The 19,132-nt window shown below is 71.5% G+C and carries 16 protein-coding genes; 10 read left to right on the plus strand and 6 right to left on the minus strand.

Annotated features, from left to right (window positions below; translation table 11 throughout):
* Positions 1-22: 22 nt before the first annotated feature.
* Positions 23-3,460, plus strand: a complete 3,438-nt coding sequence (locus tag BLT59_RS12705; protein WP_091780280.1) for an SbcC/MukB-like Walker B domain-containing protein — start codon at positions 23-25, stop codon at positions 3,458-3,460.
* Positions 3,461-3,556: 96 nt separating this feature from the next.
* Here the strand turns inward: BLT59_RS12705 and BLT59_RS12710 are convergent, their stop codons facing one another.
* The gene (locus BLT59_RS12710) at positions 3,557-3,772 is read right to left on the minus strand and encodes a hypothetical protein (protein ID WP_091780115.1); all 216 of its coding nucleotides are present in this window, start codon (positions 3,770-3,772) and stop codon (positions 3,557-3,559) included.
* A 414-nt stretch (positions 3,773-4,186) separates the two neighbouring features.
* On the opposite strand from BLT59_RS12710, the gene BLT59_RS12715 reads away from it, so the two are divergent.
* From BLT59_RS12715 to BLT59_RS12725, 3 genes are read left to right on the plus strand one after another with little or no spacing between them, the layout of a single operon-like run.
* Positions 4,187-5,317 (plus strand): S1C family serine protease, encoded by a 1,131-nt coding sequence (locus BLT59_RS12715; RefSeq protein ID WP_091780119.1) that lies wholly within the window; start codon positions 4,187-4,189, stop codon positions 5,315-5,317.
* Entirely contained in the window at positions 5,314-5,574 is a 261-nt protein-coding gene (locus tag BLT59_RS12720) for a hypothetical protein (protein WP_091780122.1), read from the plus strand. The genes BLT59_RS12715 and BLT59_RS12720 overlap by 4 nt, the downstream gene beginning before the upstream one ends.
* 3 nt (positions 5,575-5,577) lie before the next feature.
* Positions 5,578-6,336 carry a J domain-containing protein gene (locus BLT59_RS12725; RefSeq protein ID WP_091780125.1) on the plus strand — a complete coding sequence of 253 codons (759 nt, stop codon included), beginning with the start codon at positions 5,578-5,580 and terminating at the stop codon, positions 6,334-6,336.
* Between the two features lie 133 nt (positions 6,337-6,469).
* Here the strand turns inward: BLT59_RS12725 and BLT59_RS12730 are convergent, their stop codons facing one another.
* Positions 6,470-7,939, minus strand: a complete 1,470-nt coding sequence (locus BLT59_RS12730; RefSeq protein ID WP_091780128.1) for a serine hydrolase — start codon at positions 7,937-7,939, stop codon at positions 6,470-6,472.
* Between the two features lie 324 nt (positions 7,940-8,263).
* Between BLT59_RS12730 and BLT59_RS12735 the strand changes: the two genes are divergently transcribed.
* The 5 genes from BLT59_RS12735 (at position 8,264) to BLT59_RS12755 (ending at position 13,467) form a co-directional block, all read left to right on the plus strand.
* Positions 8,264-8,608 carry a phasin family protein gene (locus BLT59_RS12735; RefSeq protein WP_091780284.1) on the plus strand — a complete coding sequence of 115 codons (345 nt, stop codon included), beginning with the start codon at positions 8,264-8,266 and terminating at the stop codon, positions 8,606-8,608.
* Between the two features lie 205 nt (positions 8,609-8,813).
* Positions 8,814-9,200, plus strand: coding sequence for an ATP-dependent Clp protease adapter ClpS (gene clpS / locus BLT59_RS12740; protein WP_091780287.1), 387 nt, complete (start codon positions 8,814-8,816; stop codon positions 9,198-9,200).
* 38 nt (positions 9,201-9,238) lie between these two features.
* Complete coding sequence (gene clpA, locus BLT59_RS12745) at positions 9,239-11,728, plus strand: ATP-dependent Clp protease ATP-binding subunit ClpA (RefSeq protein ID WP_091780131.1); 2,490 nt, start codon at positions 9,239-9,241, stop codon at positions 11,726-11,728.
* A gap of 92 nt (positions 11,729-11,820) precedes the next feature.
* Positions 11,821-12,105: a hypothetical protein gene (locus tag BLT59_RS12750; protein WP_091780134.1), complete on the plus strand. Its 285-nt coding sequence runs from the start codon at positions 11,821-11,823 to the stop codon at positions 12,103-12,105.
* A 63-nt stretch (positions 12,106-12,168) separates the two neighbouring features.
* A complete protein-coding gene (locus BLT59_RS12755) occupies positions 12,169-13,467 on the plus strand; it encodes a flavin monoamine oxidase family protein (protein WP_091780137.1) in 1,299 nt (432 codons plus the stop codon).
* A 22-nt stretch (positions 13,468-13,489) separates the two neighbouring features.
* On the opposite strand, the gene BLT59_RS12760 is transcribed toward BLT59_RS12755, so the two are convergent.
* From BLT59_RS12760 to egtB, 3 genes are read right to left on the minus strand one after another with little or no spacing between them, the layout of a single operon-like run.
* Positions 13,490-14,554, minus strand: a complete 1,065-nt coding sequence (locus BLT59_RS12760; RefSeq protein ID WP_091780140.1) for an adenylate/guanylate cyclase domain-containing protein — start codon at positions 14,552-14,554, stop codon at positions 13,490-13,492.
* Positions 14,555-14,581: 27 nt separating this feature from the next.
* The gene (egtD, locus tag BLT59_RS12765; protein WP_091780143.1) at positions 14,582-15,556 is read right to left on the minus strand and encodes an L-histidine N(alpha)-methyltransferase; all 975 of its coding nucleotides are present in this window, start codon (positions 15,554-15,556) and stop codon (positions 14,582-14,584) included.
* An 18-nt stretch (positions 15,557-15,574) separates the two neighbouring features.
* On the minus strand, positions 15,575-16,843 hold the full coding sequence (gene egtB / locus BLT59_RS12770; RefSeq protein ID WP_091780146.1) for an ergothioneine biosynthesis protein EgtB: 1,269 nt from the start codon (positions 16,841-16,843) through the stop codon (positions 15,575-15,577).
* A 298-nt stretch (positions 16,844-17,141) separates the two neighbouring features.
* Here egtB and murI point away from each other — a divergent pair, with 298 nt between their 5' ends.
* Entirely contained in the window at positions 17,142-18,017 is an 876-nt protein-coding gene (murI, locus tag BLT59_RS12775; protein WP_091780150.1) for a glutamate racemase, read from the plus strand.
* Between the two features lie 386 nt (positions 18,018-18,403).
* Here the strand turns inward: murI and BLT59_RS12780 are convergent, their stop codons facing one another.
* A complete protein-coding gene (locus tag BLT59_RS12780; protein WP_091780153.1) occupies positions 18,404-18,601 on the minus strand; it encodes a hypothetical protein in 198 nt (65 codons plus the stop codon).
* Positions 18,602-19,132 lie beyond the last annotated feature (531 nt).

A 19,132-nucleotide genomic window follows, 5' to 3' on the forward strand; every position in this document is an offset into this window, starting at 1 on the left:
ACCGGCCCGGCTCACCGACATCGTGTACGTCCTCACCGACATCGCTATCTCGAATTGGTACCTGATCCGCCGCGAGCAGATTCGCCTGCGCGGCGCCGCGGCGCTGGTCGGGCCGACCGGGGCCGGGAAATCGACGATCTTCGACGCGGTCGGCACGGTGCTGGCCGGCAACAATGCCAGCCGCCTCGCCCTCAACGCCTCGGCCTCCGGCCGCAGCGCCCGCACCGTGCGCGATTACTGCCTGGGCTGGATCAGCGACCCTGCGGAAGGCGGCCGCCCGACACGAGAATCCTGCGAGACCGTGCTGGTCCTGGTCTTCGAGAACCCCGATTCCGGGCGCGTGGTCTCGGTCGGCCTCGCCCTGGCGGCCCGAGCGGCGGAGCCGAAGGAGACGGTACTGTCGCGCTTCATCGCGGTCGGACACCGGTTCGAGGTGTCCGACTACGCCCGCACCGCCCCCGGCGGCACCTACACGGCGCCCTGGAGCGAGATCGCCGCCGACCTGCGCGCCCGCGCGTCGAGCTTCACCGAGTATCGGACCTCCGGCGAGCGCTTCACGGCCGACGTGCTCGCCACCCTGCGCGAGGGCGCGCCGGCGCCGGAGCCGCGCCACTTCCTGCGCAGCTTCGCCAACGCGGTGGCGTTCAAGCCGATCTTCGACACAAGCGCCTTCGTGCGCGCCTTCGTTCTCGACCCGGAGCCCCTCGACGTCGAGCGCGTGCGCCACTCCATCGCCAACTGGCGGCGCCTCCTGGAGACCATCGCCGAGCTGGAGAGCCGGCTCGGGCGCCTGCGGCGCCTGCGCGACCGCTACGAGGCCTGGGGCGAGGCGGTCCTCGCCGCCGCGACCCACGAGTTGCGCGCGGCCAGCGCCGAGCTGCGCCGCCGCAGCCTCGACCTCATCGCCGTCCGGAGCCGGCTCCGGGAGGGCGCCGACACCCTGCGCATCGCCCGCGAGCGGGTCGCGGCGAGCCGCGGCTACGTCCGCGAGATCGACGGCGAGATCGCCGAGAAGAAGGCGCTGGCCGCCGCGAGCGCCGCCGAGGGTCGGCTCGCCGCCTCGACGCTCGGCCTGTCCATGCTGGAGCGGGACCGCAAGGAGCTGATCGGCCGGATCGGCGACCTCGTCGCCCTCGTCGGGCAGATGGCCAAGCTCCAGCCGGTCGCCCCGATCCTGCGCCAGAGCTGCCCGCAGGCGGCCCGCCTCGCCGAGGCCTGCGCCCGGGCGGGCCTGCGCCGGGAATCCTCCCCCGAGGAGATCCTGCGCCCCGAGGGGCCGCTGGCCGAGCTGGCCGACGGCCTCGCGCGCCTCCCCGATTTCGACGAAGCCCTGGAGCGGGCCGCCGAGGACGCGGCGCTGAAGGCCCGCGCCCAGGAGAGCGAGGCCGAGCGCACGGCCCCCCGCACCGGCGGCGGTCCGGCGGCGCGCCTGTCCTCCGACACCGTGGCGTTCCGCGGCGAGCTGGAGCGGCGCGGCATCGACGCGCTGCCGATCTGCGAGCTGGCCGAGATCGTCGACCCGACCTGGGGGCCGGCCCTCGAGGGCCTGCTCGGGCGCGCCCGCGAGGCTCTCGTGGTCGCCCCGGACCGGCTGAACGAGGCGCTCGGCGTGCTGCAGTCGGGCCGCGACCGCTTCAGCCGCTGCATCCTGGTCAAGACCACCGACACCGCCAAGCAGCGGTCGCGCCGCTACGACGACGGGCCGCTGACCGTGATCGAGACCAGCGACCCCCACGCGGAGGCCTTCCTCGGCGTGCGGCTCGGCGGCTACGACCTCGCCCGGGACGATGCCGAACTGGCGCGCCTGTCCCGGGCCGTGGCGCCGAGCGGCCGGACCACGGCCGGCATGGCCTATACGGTGACCCGCAGCGTCGACCTGCTGATGACCCGTGGCCATCGCGGGCCGACCGCCGACAGCCGCCGCGCGCACGAGATCGCCGCAGCGGAGGCGCGGCGCCTGCGCGGCGAGGCCGCGGTCCTGCGCGAGGCCGCCCGGACGGCCGCGGCGATCCGGGCCCGCGTTGCCCGGGGCCTCGACGACGTGGAGGCCCTGCGGGCCGAGCTCGACGGGCTGGAGGGACGGCGGCGCACGCTGCAGACCGAGCGGGAGGGCATCGAGAAGCGCGATACGGCCGGGCTCACCGCCGAGATCGCCGCGCTGACCACCGAGCGGGTCGGCTACCTGCGGGAATTGTCGGAGGAGCTGGAGCCCAAGCTCGACCGCCTGCTCGCCGACGAGGCGGCCCTGCGCGCCCGGATGGGGCCCGTGCGCGAGGCCGTCCGCGCCGCCCTGTCCGCCCGCCGCGCGGCCCTGCGCCAGCTGAGCGCGGGCGACGCGGCGCGGGTGCGCCTTGCCCGGGCCGAGCCCTTCGACCTCGGCGTGGTCGCCGAGGCGCGGCGGGCGCTCGCCGGCCTCGACGCCAAGGCGGCCGGGTCGCGGGTGAGCGCCGAGCGCGGCCTCGCCCGGGATTCCGCCGAGGCCGCCCGCTCGCACGGGCGAATCGCGGAGCGCGAGCTGGCGGAGGCCTGCGCAGCCTGGCGAGTGGAAAACCCGCTCGCCTCCGGGGACGCGCCGGCGATCGACGGCTTCGCCTGGGTGCGGCGAGAATACGAGGCGGTGGAGGGGCACGAGCTGCGCCGCTACCGGGCGCAGGCGGAGCGGGCCGAGTCCGAGATGCGCCGCCTCATGACCGAGGACCTGCTGACGCGCCTCGCCGACCGGTTCGAGCGGGTCCATGCCCGGCTCGCGGCCCTGAACGAGCGGCTCTCGGCCCGCAGCTTCACCGGCCAGACCTACGCGTTCGAGGCGGCGGTGGATCGCCGCTACGCCGCCGTCCACGCGCTCGCCACCGAGACCGCCCGCTCGCCCGAGGCCGCGCAGGCGCTGCTCGCCGGCGAGGCCGAGGGGCCGATGGCGGCCGCGCTGGAGGAGATCACCGCCCTGATCGCCGGCGAGGAGGACGCGGCGCGGCTCGCCGATTACCGCAACTACTTCGTGTACGAGATCGGCATGCGCGACCGGGCGGGCAACCGCACCACGATGTCGGCCCGGGCGCTGCGCGGCTCCGGCGGCGAGGCGCAGGCGCCGTTCTACGTGGCGATCGCCGCGTCGCTCGCCAGCGCCTACTATCCGGGCGACCGGCCGGGCGACGAGAATCCGGGCTTGGGCCTATGCCTGCTCGACGAGGCGTTCTCGAAGCTCGACGTGCGCAACAGCCAGGCGCTGGTCGATCTCTACCGCGCCTGGGGGCTGCAGCTCCTGATCGCCGCCCCCGAGGACAAGCGCACGACGCTGACCGAGGTGATGGACACGATCGTGACGGTCTACAAGAGCCCGGATCTGACCTCGGTGCGGATCGAGGCCGAGCACCCCCTCGAGGCGGCCCGGCGGGCGCTGCACGCGATCAACCCCGACCAGATCGGGATCGAGGGCTTTCGCCAGTCGGACGCGGCGGAATGAGGTCTCGACGTGAGGGACAAGCGCGAGGCCGCGGGGCACCGGGGCGGGGCTTTGCGCCGCCGTCCCCGGTATCCCCGTTCATCGGGTGAGCGACCGTCAGTTCAGGTAGGTGCGGATCCAGTTCGGCGAGAGGATCTCGCCCTCCTCCGTGATGATCCAGGGCTGCTTGGCCGGGTCGGTCAAGGCGCCGGCCGCGGCGGCGATTGCCTCGCGCAGGGTATCGTAGCGCTCGGGCTGCGCAAGCGGGGCGCTCGCCGGGGCCGTGCGCCAGATCGTCAGATCCGCGGGCCGTTCCAGAGCTTCGGTTTCCATCGGTACTCGTCCTTCCGAACCGTTTTTGACCGTTCAGATCGCCGCGGCCGGGCTGAGCCGGGAGGTTGCGGCGATCAAAGGTCTGAGCGTCAATGCAAGCATCTCTGCGGCAGCTTTGCGATCAATTCAGGCGGTTTTCGAAGCCAGCCTCTCGTGCCGAGGCACGAGAATGAGCGTGTTTCGGTTTTCCATGTCCGTATCGAGCGCGACTGAACTGCCCTGGACTTGCAAGAATTGTGGCTCCTGAATGATGACCATTCCGTTAGCCAGTTTGCGCCGGTCGCCGACGTGCGCCAGAACACGTCAGGGGCCTATCGGCGCCCGTGCCCCTCTGTGTTGACGCCCCGATCCTGAACGCGCACTTAAGGCTCAGCCCGTCGAGGGCCCGCCTTCGCGCTTCTTTCGGAGACACCCGTGCCGGATCGCACCGTGCGCATCGTCCTCGCGGCGGTCCTGGTCCTGCTGGCGCTCTATGTCGCCCAACCCTACTTGCAGCCGCTCCTCTATTCCGCCGACGCGCCTCGGGCGGTGCTGGCCCGCGGCGATTTGGCGCCGGCTGAGACCTCGACGATCGCGCTGTTCGAGCGGGCGAGCCCGTCCGTCGTTCACGTTTTCGCGCAGGGTGCGGCGCAGAACCGCGATCTGCTCGACCTCGACGATCAGGGGGGCGAGCAGGGCGGCACACAGACGGGCACCGGCTTCGTCTGGGACGGCGCCGGCCACATCGTCACCAACACCCATGTCGTGCAGAACGCCGCGCAGAGCGGCGGGTCTGTCTCCGTCCGGCTGAGCGACGGCACGGTGGTCTCCGCGACGTTGGTTGGTTTGGCGCCGTCTTACGATCTCGCGGTCCTGCAGCTCGGGCGGGTGACGCGCATGCCGCCGCCCCTGGCAATCGGCACCTCGGCGGATCTGAAGGTCGGGCAATCGACCTTCGCCATCGGCAATCCGTTCGGCCTCGACCACACCCTGACCACCGGCGTGGTCAGCGCCGTGCGGCGGCGCATGCCGACCAGCGAGGGCCGCGAATTGTCCGGCGTCATCCAGACGGATGCGGCGATCAATCCCGGCAATTCCGGCGGACCCCTGCTCGATTCCGCCGGCCGACTGATCGGCGTCAACACCGCCATCGTCTCGCCGTCCGGTGCCAGCGCGGGGATCGGCTTCGCGATCCCCGTCGACGTGGTGAACCGGATCGTGCCGGAGTTGATCAAGGCCGGCCGGGTGCGCAATCCCGGCATCGGCATCATCGCCGCGCAGGAAGCGGCTACCGCGCGCCTCGGCATCGATGGTGTGGTGATCGTGCGGGTGCTGCCCGGCTCGCCCGCCGCGCAGGCCGGACTGCGCGGCGTCGACCCACAGACCGGCGACATCGGCGATGTGATCGTCGAGGCCAACAATCGTCCGGTCCATCGGCTCGCTGACCTGACGGCAGCCATCGAAGAGGCCGGCCTCGGTGCCGGTGTGACTCTGAAGGTCGAGCGCGACGGCCGGGTCCGGCAGGTCCGCGTCACCACGGCCGATGTCGCGGAGAACCGGCGATGAGACGTCTCCGCCTTGCCCTTCTGCTCATCCTCCCCATCGCGCTGATCGCTGGCGCCGCGCAGGCCGGCGAGCCGCCCACGCGCGCGCGCCTTTGCCAGGACAATCTCCCCGAGGGCGTGCGCCTGCCGCCGCAACCCGGCTGCGACGCCGGCACCCGCGCACCGAAGCCGCGCCGGCCGGGCTTCTACGATCTGGGCGACGGAACGAGCCTCCAGATCGGCGGGAGCGCCTCGGCTACCTACGGCGTGCGGCGCTGAGCGATGGTGCTGTTCGCCGGCCTGCTCGCCTGCCTGACCCTGTGGTGGCTGTCCAAGAACGGCGGCCTCGGCCGGCGGCTCAAGCGCGGTCTTGGGGCGGCCCTCGCCGCCGCCCTCGGGGGCGCGCGGCTGCAGACCTTCGGCGCCTTCGCACTGCTCGCCGCCGGATTTCTGCTCCTGCGCGGCAACTTCGTCCTCGCGGCGCTCCTCGGGCTCAGCGGCGTCTGGTTGATCGAGGGGCAGACCGCGATGACCGCACGGCTCCGCCGCTTCATCCGGCCGGGTCCCGGTCAGGGAGCCCGCGACGCTGAGGACCGCCGCTTCCGCACGACTCTGATTGACGCCCTCCTGCGCCCCGACGGCAGCCTGCGCACCGGCCGGGTCATCGCGGGTCCGGGTGCCGGCACGTGGCTCGACGCCATGCCCACCGGGGCCGTGGTCGAGCTGCTGCGCCTCTGCCGCCTCCGAGACGCCGCGGGCGCCGCCCTGCTAGAGCCGTATCTCGACCGCAGGTCGCCCGGTTGGCGTGTAGACGCTGAGGGCGATCGTGACCCGCGGCCGCGCCGTCCGCCGAACCCAGGGGCGATGACGCAAGAGGAGGCGTACCAGGTCCTGGGGCTTCAGCGCGGGGCGACCGCTGAGGAGATCCGGTCGGCCCACCGGTCTCTGATGAAGCGGGCTCACCCCGACCAGGGGGGCAGCGCCGAGCGGGCGGCGCGCGTCAACGCGGCCCGGGACAGGCTTCTGAACCGACATCGCTGAACTCCACGCGCGTTGTCAGAGAGATACCGATTGGCGGCCGCGAGCGAACTCAGTCGCGGTCCTGTCGTCCACGGGCACGCGGGTGCGCCCATGATTGTCTTGAGCGAGGTCTCTTAGGGCGCTGCCGGGCGCCTCAGCTCCGGGTGGCAAAGCAGCTGAAGCCGCTGCGCTTCAGGGCCGAGCAGGCCTCCTGGGCGGAATCCTGCTCGGCGAAGCCCGAAAAGCGGGCACGGAACAGCGTGGTGCCGCCATGCTCGACCTTGACGGTGTAGGGCGCAGCCTTCGAGAGGCTTCCGCCGACCTTGGCGCGTGCCTCGGAGAGCATCGCGCGGGCCTTGGTCTCGTCGTCCATGGCGCCGAGCTGGACCACCCAGGCGGTCGGTACGACGCGGGAACCGGAAACCGCCTTCGGGGGCTCATCGCGTTCGAGGGAGGCCACCCGGGCCGTCGACTTGGACGCCCCCGGGAAGGGCGGCTGGGCATTACTGGCGCCGGCATAGGCCTGGGCCGCCTTCGGGATCCCCTGCGGACCGGGCTTCCAGGTGCCGCCCGGCGTCGTCGTCTTGGACGGGGACAGATCGAGGGGCTCGCCGGTGGTGCCGGTGGTCTCGACATCCTCGTCGTCGGCGGAGGCGACCTGCGTGCGGGTCCGCGAGACTGCGTCGGCGATGACCGCCGGACGGGCGCGCTCGGCGACCTCGGTGACGGGCGCCGAGATCCGGGCGCCGGCATAGGCCCGCGGCAGGCTGGAGCGGACGAGGTCGGCCATGATGCGGTCGCGGCCCGCGCCGGACTTGCCGCCCAGCACGATCGCGACGATCTGGCGTCCCTCGGACTTCGCGGCGGTCATCAAGTTGAATCCGGAATCCCGCGTGTAGCCGGTCTTGATCCCGTCGACGCCCTGAACGTTGCCCAGCAGATGGTTATGGTTGCCGATCACCCGGCCGCGGAACGCGAAGGAACGGGTCTGGAAGTAGCGGTAATAGTGCGGAAAGCGATCCTGGATCGCGCGGGCCAGCACGGTCAGGTCGCGGGCAGTGGTGAGCTGGTCAGGATCGGGCAGACCGGAGGCGTTGGCGTAATGCGTCCGGCTCATGCCGAGCGCATGGGCCTTCGCGGTCATCAGCTGGGCGAAGCGCTCCTCGGAACCGGCGATGTTCTCGCCGATGGCGCAGGCCACGTCGTTCGCCGACTTCGTCACGATCGCCTTGATGGCATCCTCGACCGAGATGGTCTGACCGGGACGCAGGCCGAGCTTCGACGGCGCCTGTGCGGCGGCATGGGCCGAGATGGTCAGCTCGGAATCGAGGGCGAACTTGCCTCGCTCCATCTGCTCGAACAGCATGTAGAGCGTCATCACCTTGGTGATGGAGGCCGGGTGACGCAGGGCGTCCTCGTTGACCGCGTGCAGGGTCTTGCCGCTCTTCACGTCCACAACCATCGCGGCATAGGGCGGATTGTAGCCGCCGCCGGCGCGGGCATGGTGATGGTGCCGGCCGCGCCGTGCCTCGGCCGGCGCGGCCAGGGTCGTCAGGACCGCGGCGGCCAGGATCGCGGCCGGGAGCGCTGGAATCGTCCGGGAGCGGCCTACTACGCTACGCATCACGCCTGATTGCCTCGCGAGACCGGAACTGGCCGGTCGTATCCCCTGCAGAGCCTCCCGCCGATCGCGTGGCCCCGCTGCATCACTGGAGAGTTAGGCAAGTGCAGTTACAGGCCCGTTAATGCGATCGCGGCGAATGCCGGATCGCGTCATTCCAGCCGGCAGTTGCGGGCGGACGGTCACGGCCTGGCATTCCTTCCGGCGACGGCCGTCGGGTCTTACCGGCCCGAGCTTGACGCTGGCTGTCGCCCCGCACACTCTCGTCGTGATCCCAGGATGTCGGTCGCGCGGCCGGCATTTTCGGCGGCGGTCTGGAGATCGGCGATGCAGAGACACCCTGCCCTCCCGGCGAGCTCGACCATCTCGGGGATCGGAACGCCCCTGCAGCGTCTCGGGATTGCGGGCCGGGCAGCCCAGACCCTCGGTGTCGAGTATGCCGACTCGTTCAAGAAGGGGTTCGACGATCTCGGGGGCACTTGGCGCGCGCTCGCGGCGGCCCGCAGCCCGGCCGAGATCCAAGCGATTCAGACCGCATTTCGGAACCGGGCCGGGGAGCGTGCTGCGGCCCGGTTCGCCGCGGTCGGCGACGTGATGCTGAGCCTGACCGCCCCGCTTCTGCGGCCGAAGACGGCGGCGAGCGGCCCGACCCGTCCGGGCCCGGCGCATTAGCGGATCGGCGGATATGCGCCGGGGACGAGCTGAGCAGGGCGGACAAGTGCGCACAGGAGTCTGGCGAAGTCGGCTCACCGTCTGTAGATTAACGGCTGTGGAGCCGAGCGCTGCTCCCGGCAGGCCAGGATCAGGATCGGCCTTCAGGGCCGGCGGCGCCCGCTCCAAGCAAGGGATCGGTTCGACGCACATGACACAGGTCCCCATGCAGGGCACCGCGAGTTCGACGAGGGTTCACCGGCCGGCGCGCACCGCGGTCACGGCATCCGGTTCGCGCGCGCCGGGGGGCGACGACCGATCCAACACGGCCATCATTACGCGGACCAAGCCGCGGACGAAGCGGCCGAGTCTGTACCGGGTACTCCTTCTGAACGACGACTATACGCCGATGGAGTTCGTGGTCCTGGTGGTCGAGCGGTTCTTCAACAAGAGCCACGAGGACGCCTACCACATCATGATGCACGTGCATCAGAACGGGGTCGGCGAGTGCGGGGTCTTCACCTACGAGGTGGCGGAGACCAAGGTGACGCAGGTCATGGACTTCGCACGCAAACACCAACATCCTCTCCAGTGCGTTATGGAAAAGAAATAGGCGCCGCTCGCGGTAGGCACGAAGGACAGAGGCCAGCTTTGCCAAGCTTCTCACGCAGCCTAGAACAAGCCCTCCACCGCGCCCTGGCGCTCGCCGGGGAACGTCGGCACGAATACGCGACGCTGGAGCATCTCCTGCTCGCCCTCGTCGACGACCAGGATGCGGCGGCGGTCATGCGCGCCTGCAATGTCGAGATCGACACGCTCAAGCGCAGCCTGGTCGACTACGTCGATACCGAGCTTTCCAACCTCACCGGCGACGGGCGGCAGGATGCCAAGCCGACGGCTGGATTCCAGCGCGTGATCCAGCGTGCCGTGATCCACGTCCAGTCGTCGGGTCGCGAGGAGGTGACGGGCGCCAACGTGCTCGTGGCGATCTTCGCCGAGCGCGAGAGCCACGCCGCCTACTTCCTGCAGGAGCAGGACATGACCCGATACGACGCGGTCAACTATATCAGCCACGGCATCGCCAAACGTCCGGGCGCCTCCGAGGCAAAGCCTGTGCGCGGCGCCGAGGATGAGGGCGCAGCCGAGCGGCCGAGCGATGAGGGCGATCCCCGCGGCGGCGCGAAGAAGAAGGGCGACGCGCTCGACGCCTACTGCGTCAACCTCAACAAGAAGGCGCGCGACGGCAAGATCGACCCGCTGATCGGCCGTGAAAGCGAGGTCCAGCGGACGATCCAGGTGCTCTGCCGCCGGCAGAAGAACAACCCGCTGCTCGTGGGCGATCCCGGCGTCGGCAAGACAGCGATCGCGGAAGGACTGGCGCGCAAGATCATCCAGCACGAGGTGCCGGAGGTTCTGGCCGACGCGACCGTCTTCTCCCTCGATATGGGCACGCTGCTCGCCGGCACCCGCTACCGGGGCGACTTCGAGGAGCGCCTCAAGCAGGTGATGAAGGAGATCGAGGCGCACCCGAACGCGATCATGTTCATCGACGAGATCCACACGGTGATCGGCGCCGGTGCGACCTCGGGCGGCGCCATGGACGCGTCGAACCTGCTCAAGCCCGCCCTGGCTTCGGGCACGCTGCGCTGCATCGGCTCGACCACCTACAAGGAGTACCGCCAGTACTTCGAGAAGGACCGCGCCCTGGTGCGCCGGTTCCAGAAGATCGACGTCAACGAGCCGTCGATCCCCGACACGATCGAGATCGTGAAGGGCCTGCGGCCGTACTTCGAGGAGTTCCACAAGCTCAAGTACACGACCGAGGCCGTGAAGGCCGCGGTGGAGCTGTCGGCCCGCTACATCAACGACCGCAAGCTGCCCGACAAGGCGATCGACGTGATCGACGAGACCGGCGCCTCGCAGATGCTGGTGCCGGAGGCGCGCCGCAAGCGCACCATCGGCATCAAGGAGATCGAGGCGACCATCGCCACGATGGCCCGGATCCCGCCCAAGACCGTCTCCAAGGACGACGCGGTGGTGCTCCAGCACCTGACCGAAAACCTGAAGCGTGTGGTCTACGGCCAGCCGAACGCCATCGAGGCCTTGACCTCGGCGATCAAGCTGGCCCGGGCCGGCCTGCGCGACCCGGACAAGCCGATCGGCTCGTACCTGTTCGCGGGTCCGACCGGTGTCGGCAAGACCGAGGCCGCCAAGCAGCTCGCGGCCTCGCTCGGCGTCGAGATGCTGCGCTTCGACATGTCGGAATACATGGAGCGCCACACGGTGAGCCGCCTGATCGGCGCGCCCCCCGGCTACGTGGGCTTCGACCAGGGCGGCCTGCTCACCGACGGGATCGACCAGCACCCGCACTGCGTGCTCCTCCTCGACGAGATTGAGAAGGCGCACCCGGACCTGTTCAACATCCTGCTGCAGGTGATGGACCACGGGAAGCTGACCGACCACAACGGCAAGCAGGTCGATTTCCGCAACGTCATCATCATCATGACGTCGAATGCGGGCGCCTCGGATCTGGCGAAGGCAGCCTACGGCTTCACGCAGTCGAAGCGCACCGGAGACGATGTCGAGGCGATCAACCGGCTGTTCGCGCCGGAATTCCGCAACCGCCTCGACGCGATCATCTCCTTCGGCCACCTGCCCAAGGACGTGGTGGCGAAGGTGGTCGACAAGTTCGTCCTCCAGCTCGAGGCGCAGCTCGCCGACCGCAACGTCACCATCGAGCTCTCGGACGAGGCCCGCGACTGGCTGGTGGAGCACGGCTACGACGACGCGATGGGCGCCCGCCCAATGGCTCGGCTGATCCAGTCGACCATTAAGACGCCGCTCGCCGACGAGGTGCTTTTCGGCAAGCTGAAGGATGGCGGCGCGGTCCGAGTGGTCGTGCGCAAGCCGGAAGATGCCGAGGCCAAGGCCGGCGCCAAGGACAGCCTGGGCTTCGATTTTCCGGCCGGTCCTGTCACGCCCAAGCCCGAGAAGGACGTGACCAACGCCGCCAAGCGCCACAAGCGCGCCAAGCCTCGCGCCGCGTCCCGGAAGAAGACGCCGAAGGACAACAAGGGCGGCGGCGGCAGCTCGGGCGGCGGCGTCCGGACCGTGCCGAAGGTGCCACTCGTGCGCGCCTAATGGTGTGCATGCCGGCTGGCGGCCTTCCGGACTCGGGGGCCGCCGGTCTATGACCGCCGCGACGCGCATGCGCCGCGGCGAGGAGGCGCCCGATGACTGATAATCTGCACGAGGGACCTCTGTCCCCCGTCGCGCAGCCGGCGCCCCCCAAGAAGCTCACCCGGCGGGAGGAGCGGCGCCGACGTCGCCAGCGGCGCCGCCGCGGCGAGGAGGTGCTCGCCTGGGTGCTCGTGCCGTTCATCTGCTTCGGCATCTACTGGGGCATCAACGCCGGCTTCGACTTCTTCGGCACCTCGCCGGGCCAGGTCTGGGACCAGCTGATGCAGGTCAAGGCCATGATGGAGAAGCGCTCGGGCAGCCAGGGCGCGCGCGGATAGCGCGCGCCGCGCGGCCCGCGCGCGGAGGTCGACACCTCCGGACAGATCCGCGCGGGCGCGCCCATGACACCGACTCGACGATCGCTTCTCGCCGCTCCCCTCCTGGCGATGCCGGCCCTCCGCGGCCGGGCCGGCGGCGGACCCGTGGTCGTCGTCGGCGCCGGGGCCGCCGGGCTCGCCGCAGCGGCCCTCCTGCGGGCGGCTGGGCAGAGCTTCACCCTCGTCGAGGCTCGGGACCGGATCGGAGGCCGCGCCTTCACCGACCGGGCACTCGGCGCCGCGTTCCGTTTCGACGCCGGCGCCGAGTACATCCACTGGGCCGAGCGCAATCCCTGGGCTCCGATCGCCCGCGCGGCGCAGGCGCATGTCGCCCGCGAGGACGGCTGGGCGCGCAAGCTCGTGATCGACGGCCGTCCCGCCAGCGCGGACGAGATGACGCAGAGACGCGCCGGCTTCTCCGGCCTCGATGCGCTGCTCGCCCCGAAGGACGGCGATCCCTCCCTGGCGGAGGCGGCGCGGGCCGGCGGTCCGGACGCCGCCGCGGCCGCAGCCGGCCTGAGCCGGCTCTCTCTCGGCGAGGATCCAGAGCGGGTCTCGGCGGTCGATTACGACCGGCTCTGGTCCGGCTCGGACCTCTGGATCGACGGCTACGGCGACCTCGTGGCGCGGCATTTCGCCGACCTGCCGGTCAGCCTCGGCTGTCCTGTGCGGGGGATCGACTGGTCTGGCCCGGAGGTCCGGGTCGAGACCGCGCGGGGCACGATCGCGGCCGCCGCCGTCGTCGTGACCGTGCCGGTGGGCGTGCTGAGGGCCGGGGCCGTGACGTTCACGCCGGACCTGCCGGACGCCGCCCGGACCGCGCTCGGCGGGCTGTCGATGGGCGCCTACACCAAGATCGGCCTGCGCCTCGACCCCGCGCGGCTCGACGCGGCCGCCCTCGGCGACGCGGTGTCGGCGGCGACGGCCGGGCCGACGATCTACTTCGAGATGCAGCCCTTCGGCCGGTCCCTGGCGGTGGCCAATCTCGGCGGCGACCTCGCGCGGGACCTGTGCCGGGCCGGCGAGGCGGCGGCGGTGGCGCTCGCAACCGAGCGCCTGATCGCGATCCTCGGCGGGGAGGCCCGGAGCGCCGTCCAGGCCGGGCGCCTTGCCGGCTGGTGGACGGACCCGCACGCGCGGGGCTCCTACTCCATCGTCGCCCCCGGCCACGCCGAGGCCCGGGAGCGCCTGCGCGAGCCGGTGGGCGGGCGGGTGTTCTTCGCCGGGGAGGCCATGGCCGGCGGCGGCGCCATGACGGTCGGCGGGGCGACGCTCGACGGCGAGCGCGCCGCCCGGGCGGTGCTCAAGGCGCTGGGCACCTGAACGGCCCTCTGCCGCGCTCGGATCAGGCGGTCGCGGCGCGGCGCGGCAGCGGCCGCGCGGGCGCCGCGACGGGGACCCGGCGCCGGATCGCCGCCACCGCCAGGGGCTCGGCGCGGCCGCGCAGGGCGTGGGCGCCGAGATCCTCGGCCACGAGGTCGTCCGGCAGCGGCCCCATCCGGGCGAGGAGGTCGGCCGAGACGAGGACGTCGACCCCCAGGGTCTTCGACAGGGCCTCCAGCCGGGCCGTCGTGTTCACGACGTCGCCGAAATACGCGATCTTGTGCCGCTCCAGCCCGATCTCGGCGGTCACGACCGGGCCGCAATGCAGCGCGGCGCGGAATTGCGGCACCTGCCCGAAGCGATCCCGCCAGCTCTCCGCCTCGGCGGCAAGCCGTTCCTGGAACGCGAAGACGCAGCGCAGGCAGGCGGCGTCGCGCAGGCCGCGCTCTATCGTCCAAGTCACCAGCGCCAGGTCGCCGACATAGTCGTCGATCGAGCCGCGGGCGCGCGCCACCGGCAGTGCCAGGGCGTTGAAGATCTGCCCGAGATAGGCCTGCGCCGCCCGGTCGCCGTAGCGGTCGGCGAAGCGCGTCGACCCAGTCACGTCGAGGAAGAGGAAGATCCGCTCCTCGCTGATCGGCCGGTGGTAGCGCCCGATCAGCAGGTTGGCGAAGACGCCGGGGCCGATCAGGTCGCGGACCCGGAACACGAACACGACCAGGGCCGAGATGCCGAGCGCGTAGAGCAGGCCGGATTGCGACATCAGCATCGCGTTCCGCTCGCTGTACATGAAGCGGAACAGCTGGTTCAGCACCGTGCTGGCGACGGCGTTCCCGACCACGATCAGCGCGATGTAGAGCGCCACAGTCGCGAGCAGGAACAGCGGCGTCGCGAGGCCGCGGATGTGGTCGCGCAGGTGCGGCGCCAGCATCCGGCGCTCGTAGAGCAGGATCGGCGTGCCGATGATCGCGCCGCGGATCGCCGTGCCGGTCAGCGGGGCGATCCCGAAGATCGCCCCGTAGAGCAGCCCCGCCAGGGCGCCGAGGCCCGGCGCCACCAGCAGGAACCAGCGCGGGCTGAAACGCATGGGTCGCGTCCCCTGCCCGGTCGTCCCTCAGTCAAGCCGGAGCGCGTGGACCGAGAACAGCGCCGCCGGGTCCGTCCAGACCGTCAGCCACGTCCAGCCCGCCCGCTCGGTGAGCGCCCGGAACGTGGCCGGCGTGTACTTGTAGCTGCTCTCGGTGTGGATCGTCTCACCCGCCGCGAAGCGGAAGGTGTCGGCGCCGACCCGCACGGCCTGCGCGTCGCGGGAGACGAGATGCATCTCGATCCGCGAGGCGTCGGTGTTGAACACCGCCCGGTGGCTGAAGGCGTCGGGCTCGAAGCGGCCGGCGAGTTCCCGGTTGATCCGGGTCAGGAGGTTGAGGTTGAAGGCCGCCGTGACGCCCTGCGCGTCATCGTAGGCGGTCTCCAGCACCGCGGTATCCTTCACGAGGTCGACCCCGACGATCATGTGAGCGCCCGGCCCCAGGATCCGCCCGAAGCGGCGCAGCAGTGCCTCGGCCTCGTGCGGATCGAAGTTGCCGATGGTCGAGCCCGGGAAGAACCCGGCGCGCGGCAGGCCGTTCAGGCTCTCCGGCAGGTCGAAGTCGCGGGTGAAGTCGGCCACCACCGGTTCGACCCGCAGGTCCGGGAAGTCGCCCTGCAGCGCCTCTGCCTGCCCGCGCAGGAATTCGCCGGAGACGTCCACCGGCACGTAGGCCGCGAGCGTGTCGAGGTGATGCAGGAGCCGGCGGAGCTTGACGGTCGAGCCGCTACCGAACTCCACCAGCGCCGCGTGCACCGGTAGCAGCGCGGCGATCTCGGGACCGCAGGCGTCGAGGATGCCGATCTCCGTGCGCGTCGGGTAATATTCCGGAAGCTGCGTGATTGCCTCGAACAGCGCGGACCCGGCCTCGTCGTAGAAGTATTTCGGCGACAGGACCTTCTGGGGCTTCGAGAGCCCCGCGCGGACATCGTCGAGGAAGCTCAGCGGCGGCGCCTCCAGCGTAACCGGCGTCGCGTCGGTGAAGGTGGGCTTGATGGTCAATGGCGGCTCCGGGGCGCGTCAGGCGGCATCGGCGAGGCGCAGGCCCGTGAACTGCCAGCGCTGGTGCGGATAGAAGAAGTTGCGGTACGGCAGCCTGGCATGGCCCTCGGGGGTCGCCACCGACGAGCCGCGCAGCACGAACTGGTTGGCCATGAACTTGCCGTTATACTCGCCGAGCGCCCCCGGGAGCGGCCGGTAGCCCGGATAGGGGACGTAGGCACTGCGGGTCCATTGCCAGACGAGGCCGAAGGCGTCCGGCAGGCCGCCGTCGCGGGCCGCGACCTCCCACTCGAACTCGGTCGGCAGGAAGCGGCCGGCCCATCGGGCGTAGGCGTCCGCCTCGTAGTAGCTGATGTGGGTGACGGGGGCGTCGAGATCCACCGGGCGCGCGCCGCCCAGCGTCATGGTCGCCCACCCCTCCCCGTCGCGGTGCCAGTAGCCGGGGGCCTCCCAGCCCTCCGCCGGCCCGGCATACCAGCCGTCCGAGAGCCACAGTTCCGGCTTGGCGTAGCCGCCATCTTCCATGAAGGCGAGCCACTGGCGGTTGGTCACGAGCGCCCGGTCGATCCGGCCGGCCGGGATCAGCGTCTCGTGCCGCGGGGATTCGTTGTCGAACGAGAACCCCTCCCCCGCATGCCCGATCCAGGCGATCGCGCGGTCGAGGGTGGCCTGCCCGGCCTGCGCCGCCGCCTTCGGGAATCGCCAGTCCGGGTCGTAGGCCGGGTTCAGCGGGTTCTGCGCGAAGGCGTGCAGGATGTCGGTGAGGAGGAGCTCCTGGTGCTGCTGCTCGTGATAGAGGCCGATCTCCAGGATCGGCAGCACCGCCTCCAGGGCGCGCTCGGAGGCCTGCCCCAGAAGGGCCTCGACGGCGCGGTCGATGTGTGCCCGGTAGGCCGCGACCTCCGCCATGGTCGGGCGGGTGATCATGCCGCGCTGGATGCGCGGCTGACGGGGACCCGCCGCCACGTAGTACGAGTTGAACAGGTAGTGCAGCCGCGCGTCGTAGATCGCGTAGCCCGGCAGGTGCTCCCGGAGCAGGAACTGCTCGAAGAACCACGTGACATGGGCCCGGTGCCACTTGGTCGGGCTGGCATCGGCCATGGACTGGACCTGCTGGTCCTCCGGGGAGAGCGGCGCGGCGCGGCGCTCGGTCTCGCTCCGGACCTGCCGGTAGGCGGCGATCCAGGCGGCCCGGTCGATAGGCCGGGCGGTGACGTGCGGCGGCGGGAAGGCCGGTGCCGCAGGGTCGCGCGTCTCGTCCGGGCGCAGTGCCGCTGTCGCTGCCATGACGATGGTCCCCTTTTTCGGGCCTGACCGAGAACCGTCTTCTCGACCTCGGCCGGCGCGCAGAAGATATGTTCCGGCCGTGTTCCGGCAACCTCTGCAACAGCGCTGTTTGCGAGAGCGCTCTCGCTCGGAGCCGCGGGCCGGGCGCCCCCCTGAGCCTCGTCGGCTTCTTCGCCGCGGCGGCGCGGCGGTTAACGGAACAGGTTGGGGATCACGGGTCTTTCTCTCGCCGCAGTGAGATCGCCTTAACCCTCGCTGCCGAGATTTTGGGACGCTCTTCGAGGAGTCCGGGGTTCTCATGCGGATCGATCTGATGGCCGGGGCCAGCCTGTCCGCCGCCGCTTTGCGCTGTGCCGCCGAGCCGACCATCCTGGTGTTCGATTCCGGCCTCGGCGGCCTGACCGTCCTCGACGCCTTGCGGCGCGCCCGGCCGGATGCCCGCTACGTCTATGTCGGCGACGACGCCGCCTTCCCGTACGGACGGCTCTCGGAGGCGACCCTCGTCGCCCGCGTCCTCACCGTGATGGAGCGGCTGGTCGCGACCCACCGGCCCGACCTTGTGGTGATCGCCTGCAACACTGCCTCGACCCTGGTGCTGCCGGCGCTGCGCCAGCGCTTCACCACGCCCTTCGTGGGAGTCGTGCCTCCGATCAAGCCGGCCGCGGAGGCGACGCGCACGCGGCTCGTGACCCTGCTGGCGACGCCCGGCACGGTGGCGCGCTCCTACACCCGCGACCTGATCGCGACCTATGCCGGGGCCTGCGCGGTGACGCTGGTCGGCTCGCAGAACCTCGCCGGGTTCGCGGAGGCCGAACTCGCGGGCGCGCCGGTGGACGACGCCACCCTCGCCGCCGAGATCGCCCCCTGCTTCGTCGCCGAGGCGGACGGGCGGCGCACCGACGTGGTCTGCCTCGCCTGCACCCATTACCCCCTGCTGCTGCCGCGCCTCCAGGCGGTCGCGCCCTGGCCGGTGACCTGGATCGATCCGGCGCCCGCCATCGCCCGGCGCGTCGTGCAGCTGATCGGCCCCCTGCCCCGCGAGGCCGATCGGCACGGCGCGGCGCTCGGCGCCTTCACGGCCGGCACCTGCCTGACCGACGCCCTGCGCACGGCCCTCGCGGCCCGGGGGATCGGCGACGTCGCCGTCGAGGCGGTCCCGCTGCCGATGCAGTGACGCGGGTGGCGCTCGTGGTCCCGTCAAGACCGGTTTCGGTGGTTGCCGATCCAGTCTGACGGGTCTCTCATCGTGCGGATTCGACAGGATATGTTGGATTCGGGAGAGCCCGATTGGCCGGCGACCGGACCTGCGCGGTCGGCATGCACGTTGTCGACGCCGCAGATCCCGCGGTCGCGACGCCCGAGGGGCGTCGTCACCTTGCTGCGCCAGAAGCTTGACGGCCAGATCCCGAGCAGCGCCCGCGCGGACTCGGCCGCCTTCCTGGAGGCTCTGAACGCCCGGGGGACGAAGAGGCGGCGGCGTTCGCCCTGGATCAGGCCGGTCCCGGCGCGGCGCGCGGACGGCTCAGGCGCCGCGTCGAGGACGCCCCGGGGCCGCGTCCCTCATCGCACCGCGTGGCCGTCGGTGTTGGGGACCACCGCGACCCGGGCCGCGGACGCATCGGCCTCGGCGGGAACGACCAGATGGACGAACAGCATCCCGGCCGCCACGATCAGCGCCAGGGCGAGGATGCGCCACAGCTCCAGGATCGGCTCCTGCGCCGACGTGTCCTGGGTCGCTCTGTTCGTCTCGCTCGGCATCGCTTCCGCTTTCCTGCCTCTGCCCCCTCCGGATCGGACACCCGGAGGATGAACGCTTCGTAAAAACCGCCCCGACCGGCGCCCCGCATCCGGCCCGTGACCAAGGCCGGTAGAGCGACGCCCGGTGTCGAATTGGCCGCCGCCGCGAGGCACCCGCAGCGGGCGCTGTCGACCGGGACGCCGACCTGGACGCTGTGGCAGCGGAATGGGGCCGCAGCGGGACGGGCTCGGCTGCGCGGGGTGCGGTGCCGCACCGACCGGCGGGCCCGCCCACCGCGCCCGCCGGGGAGCGCGTCGACAGCTCTGTCTCTATTCTGGGGCCGTAAGGCCGCCTCCCGCCTCCGAGCACCCGGGAAGACGGCACGGATCGATCGGCGAAAGACAGCGACGCGGCGGCGATTTCGCCGGGGCGGGTCCGGGGGGATGTCCCGAGCGCGTGCGGGATCACCGCCCGCGCCGGCATCCGCGCCGGGCCGCGTGCGGGCAGGCCCTAGTGATAGGGCCGGCCGCCGTTCGTGATCTTGATATGGT

Origin of the sequence: Methylobacterium sp. UNC378MF (assembly GCF_900103195.1) — a bacterium.
Taxonomy (GTDB): Bacteria; Pseudomonadota; Alphaproteobacteria; order Rhizobiales; family Beijerinckiaceae; genus Methylobacterium.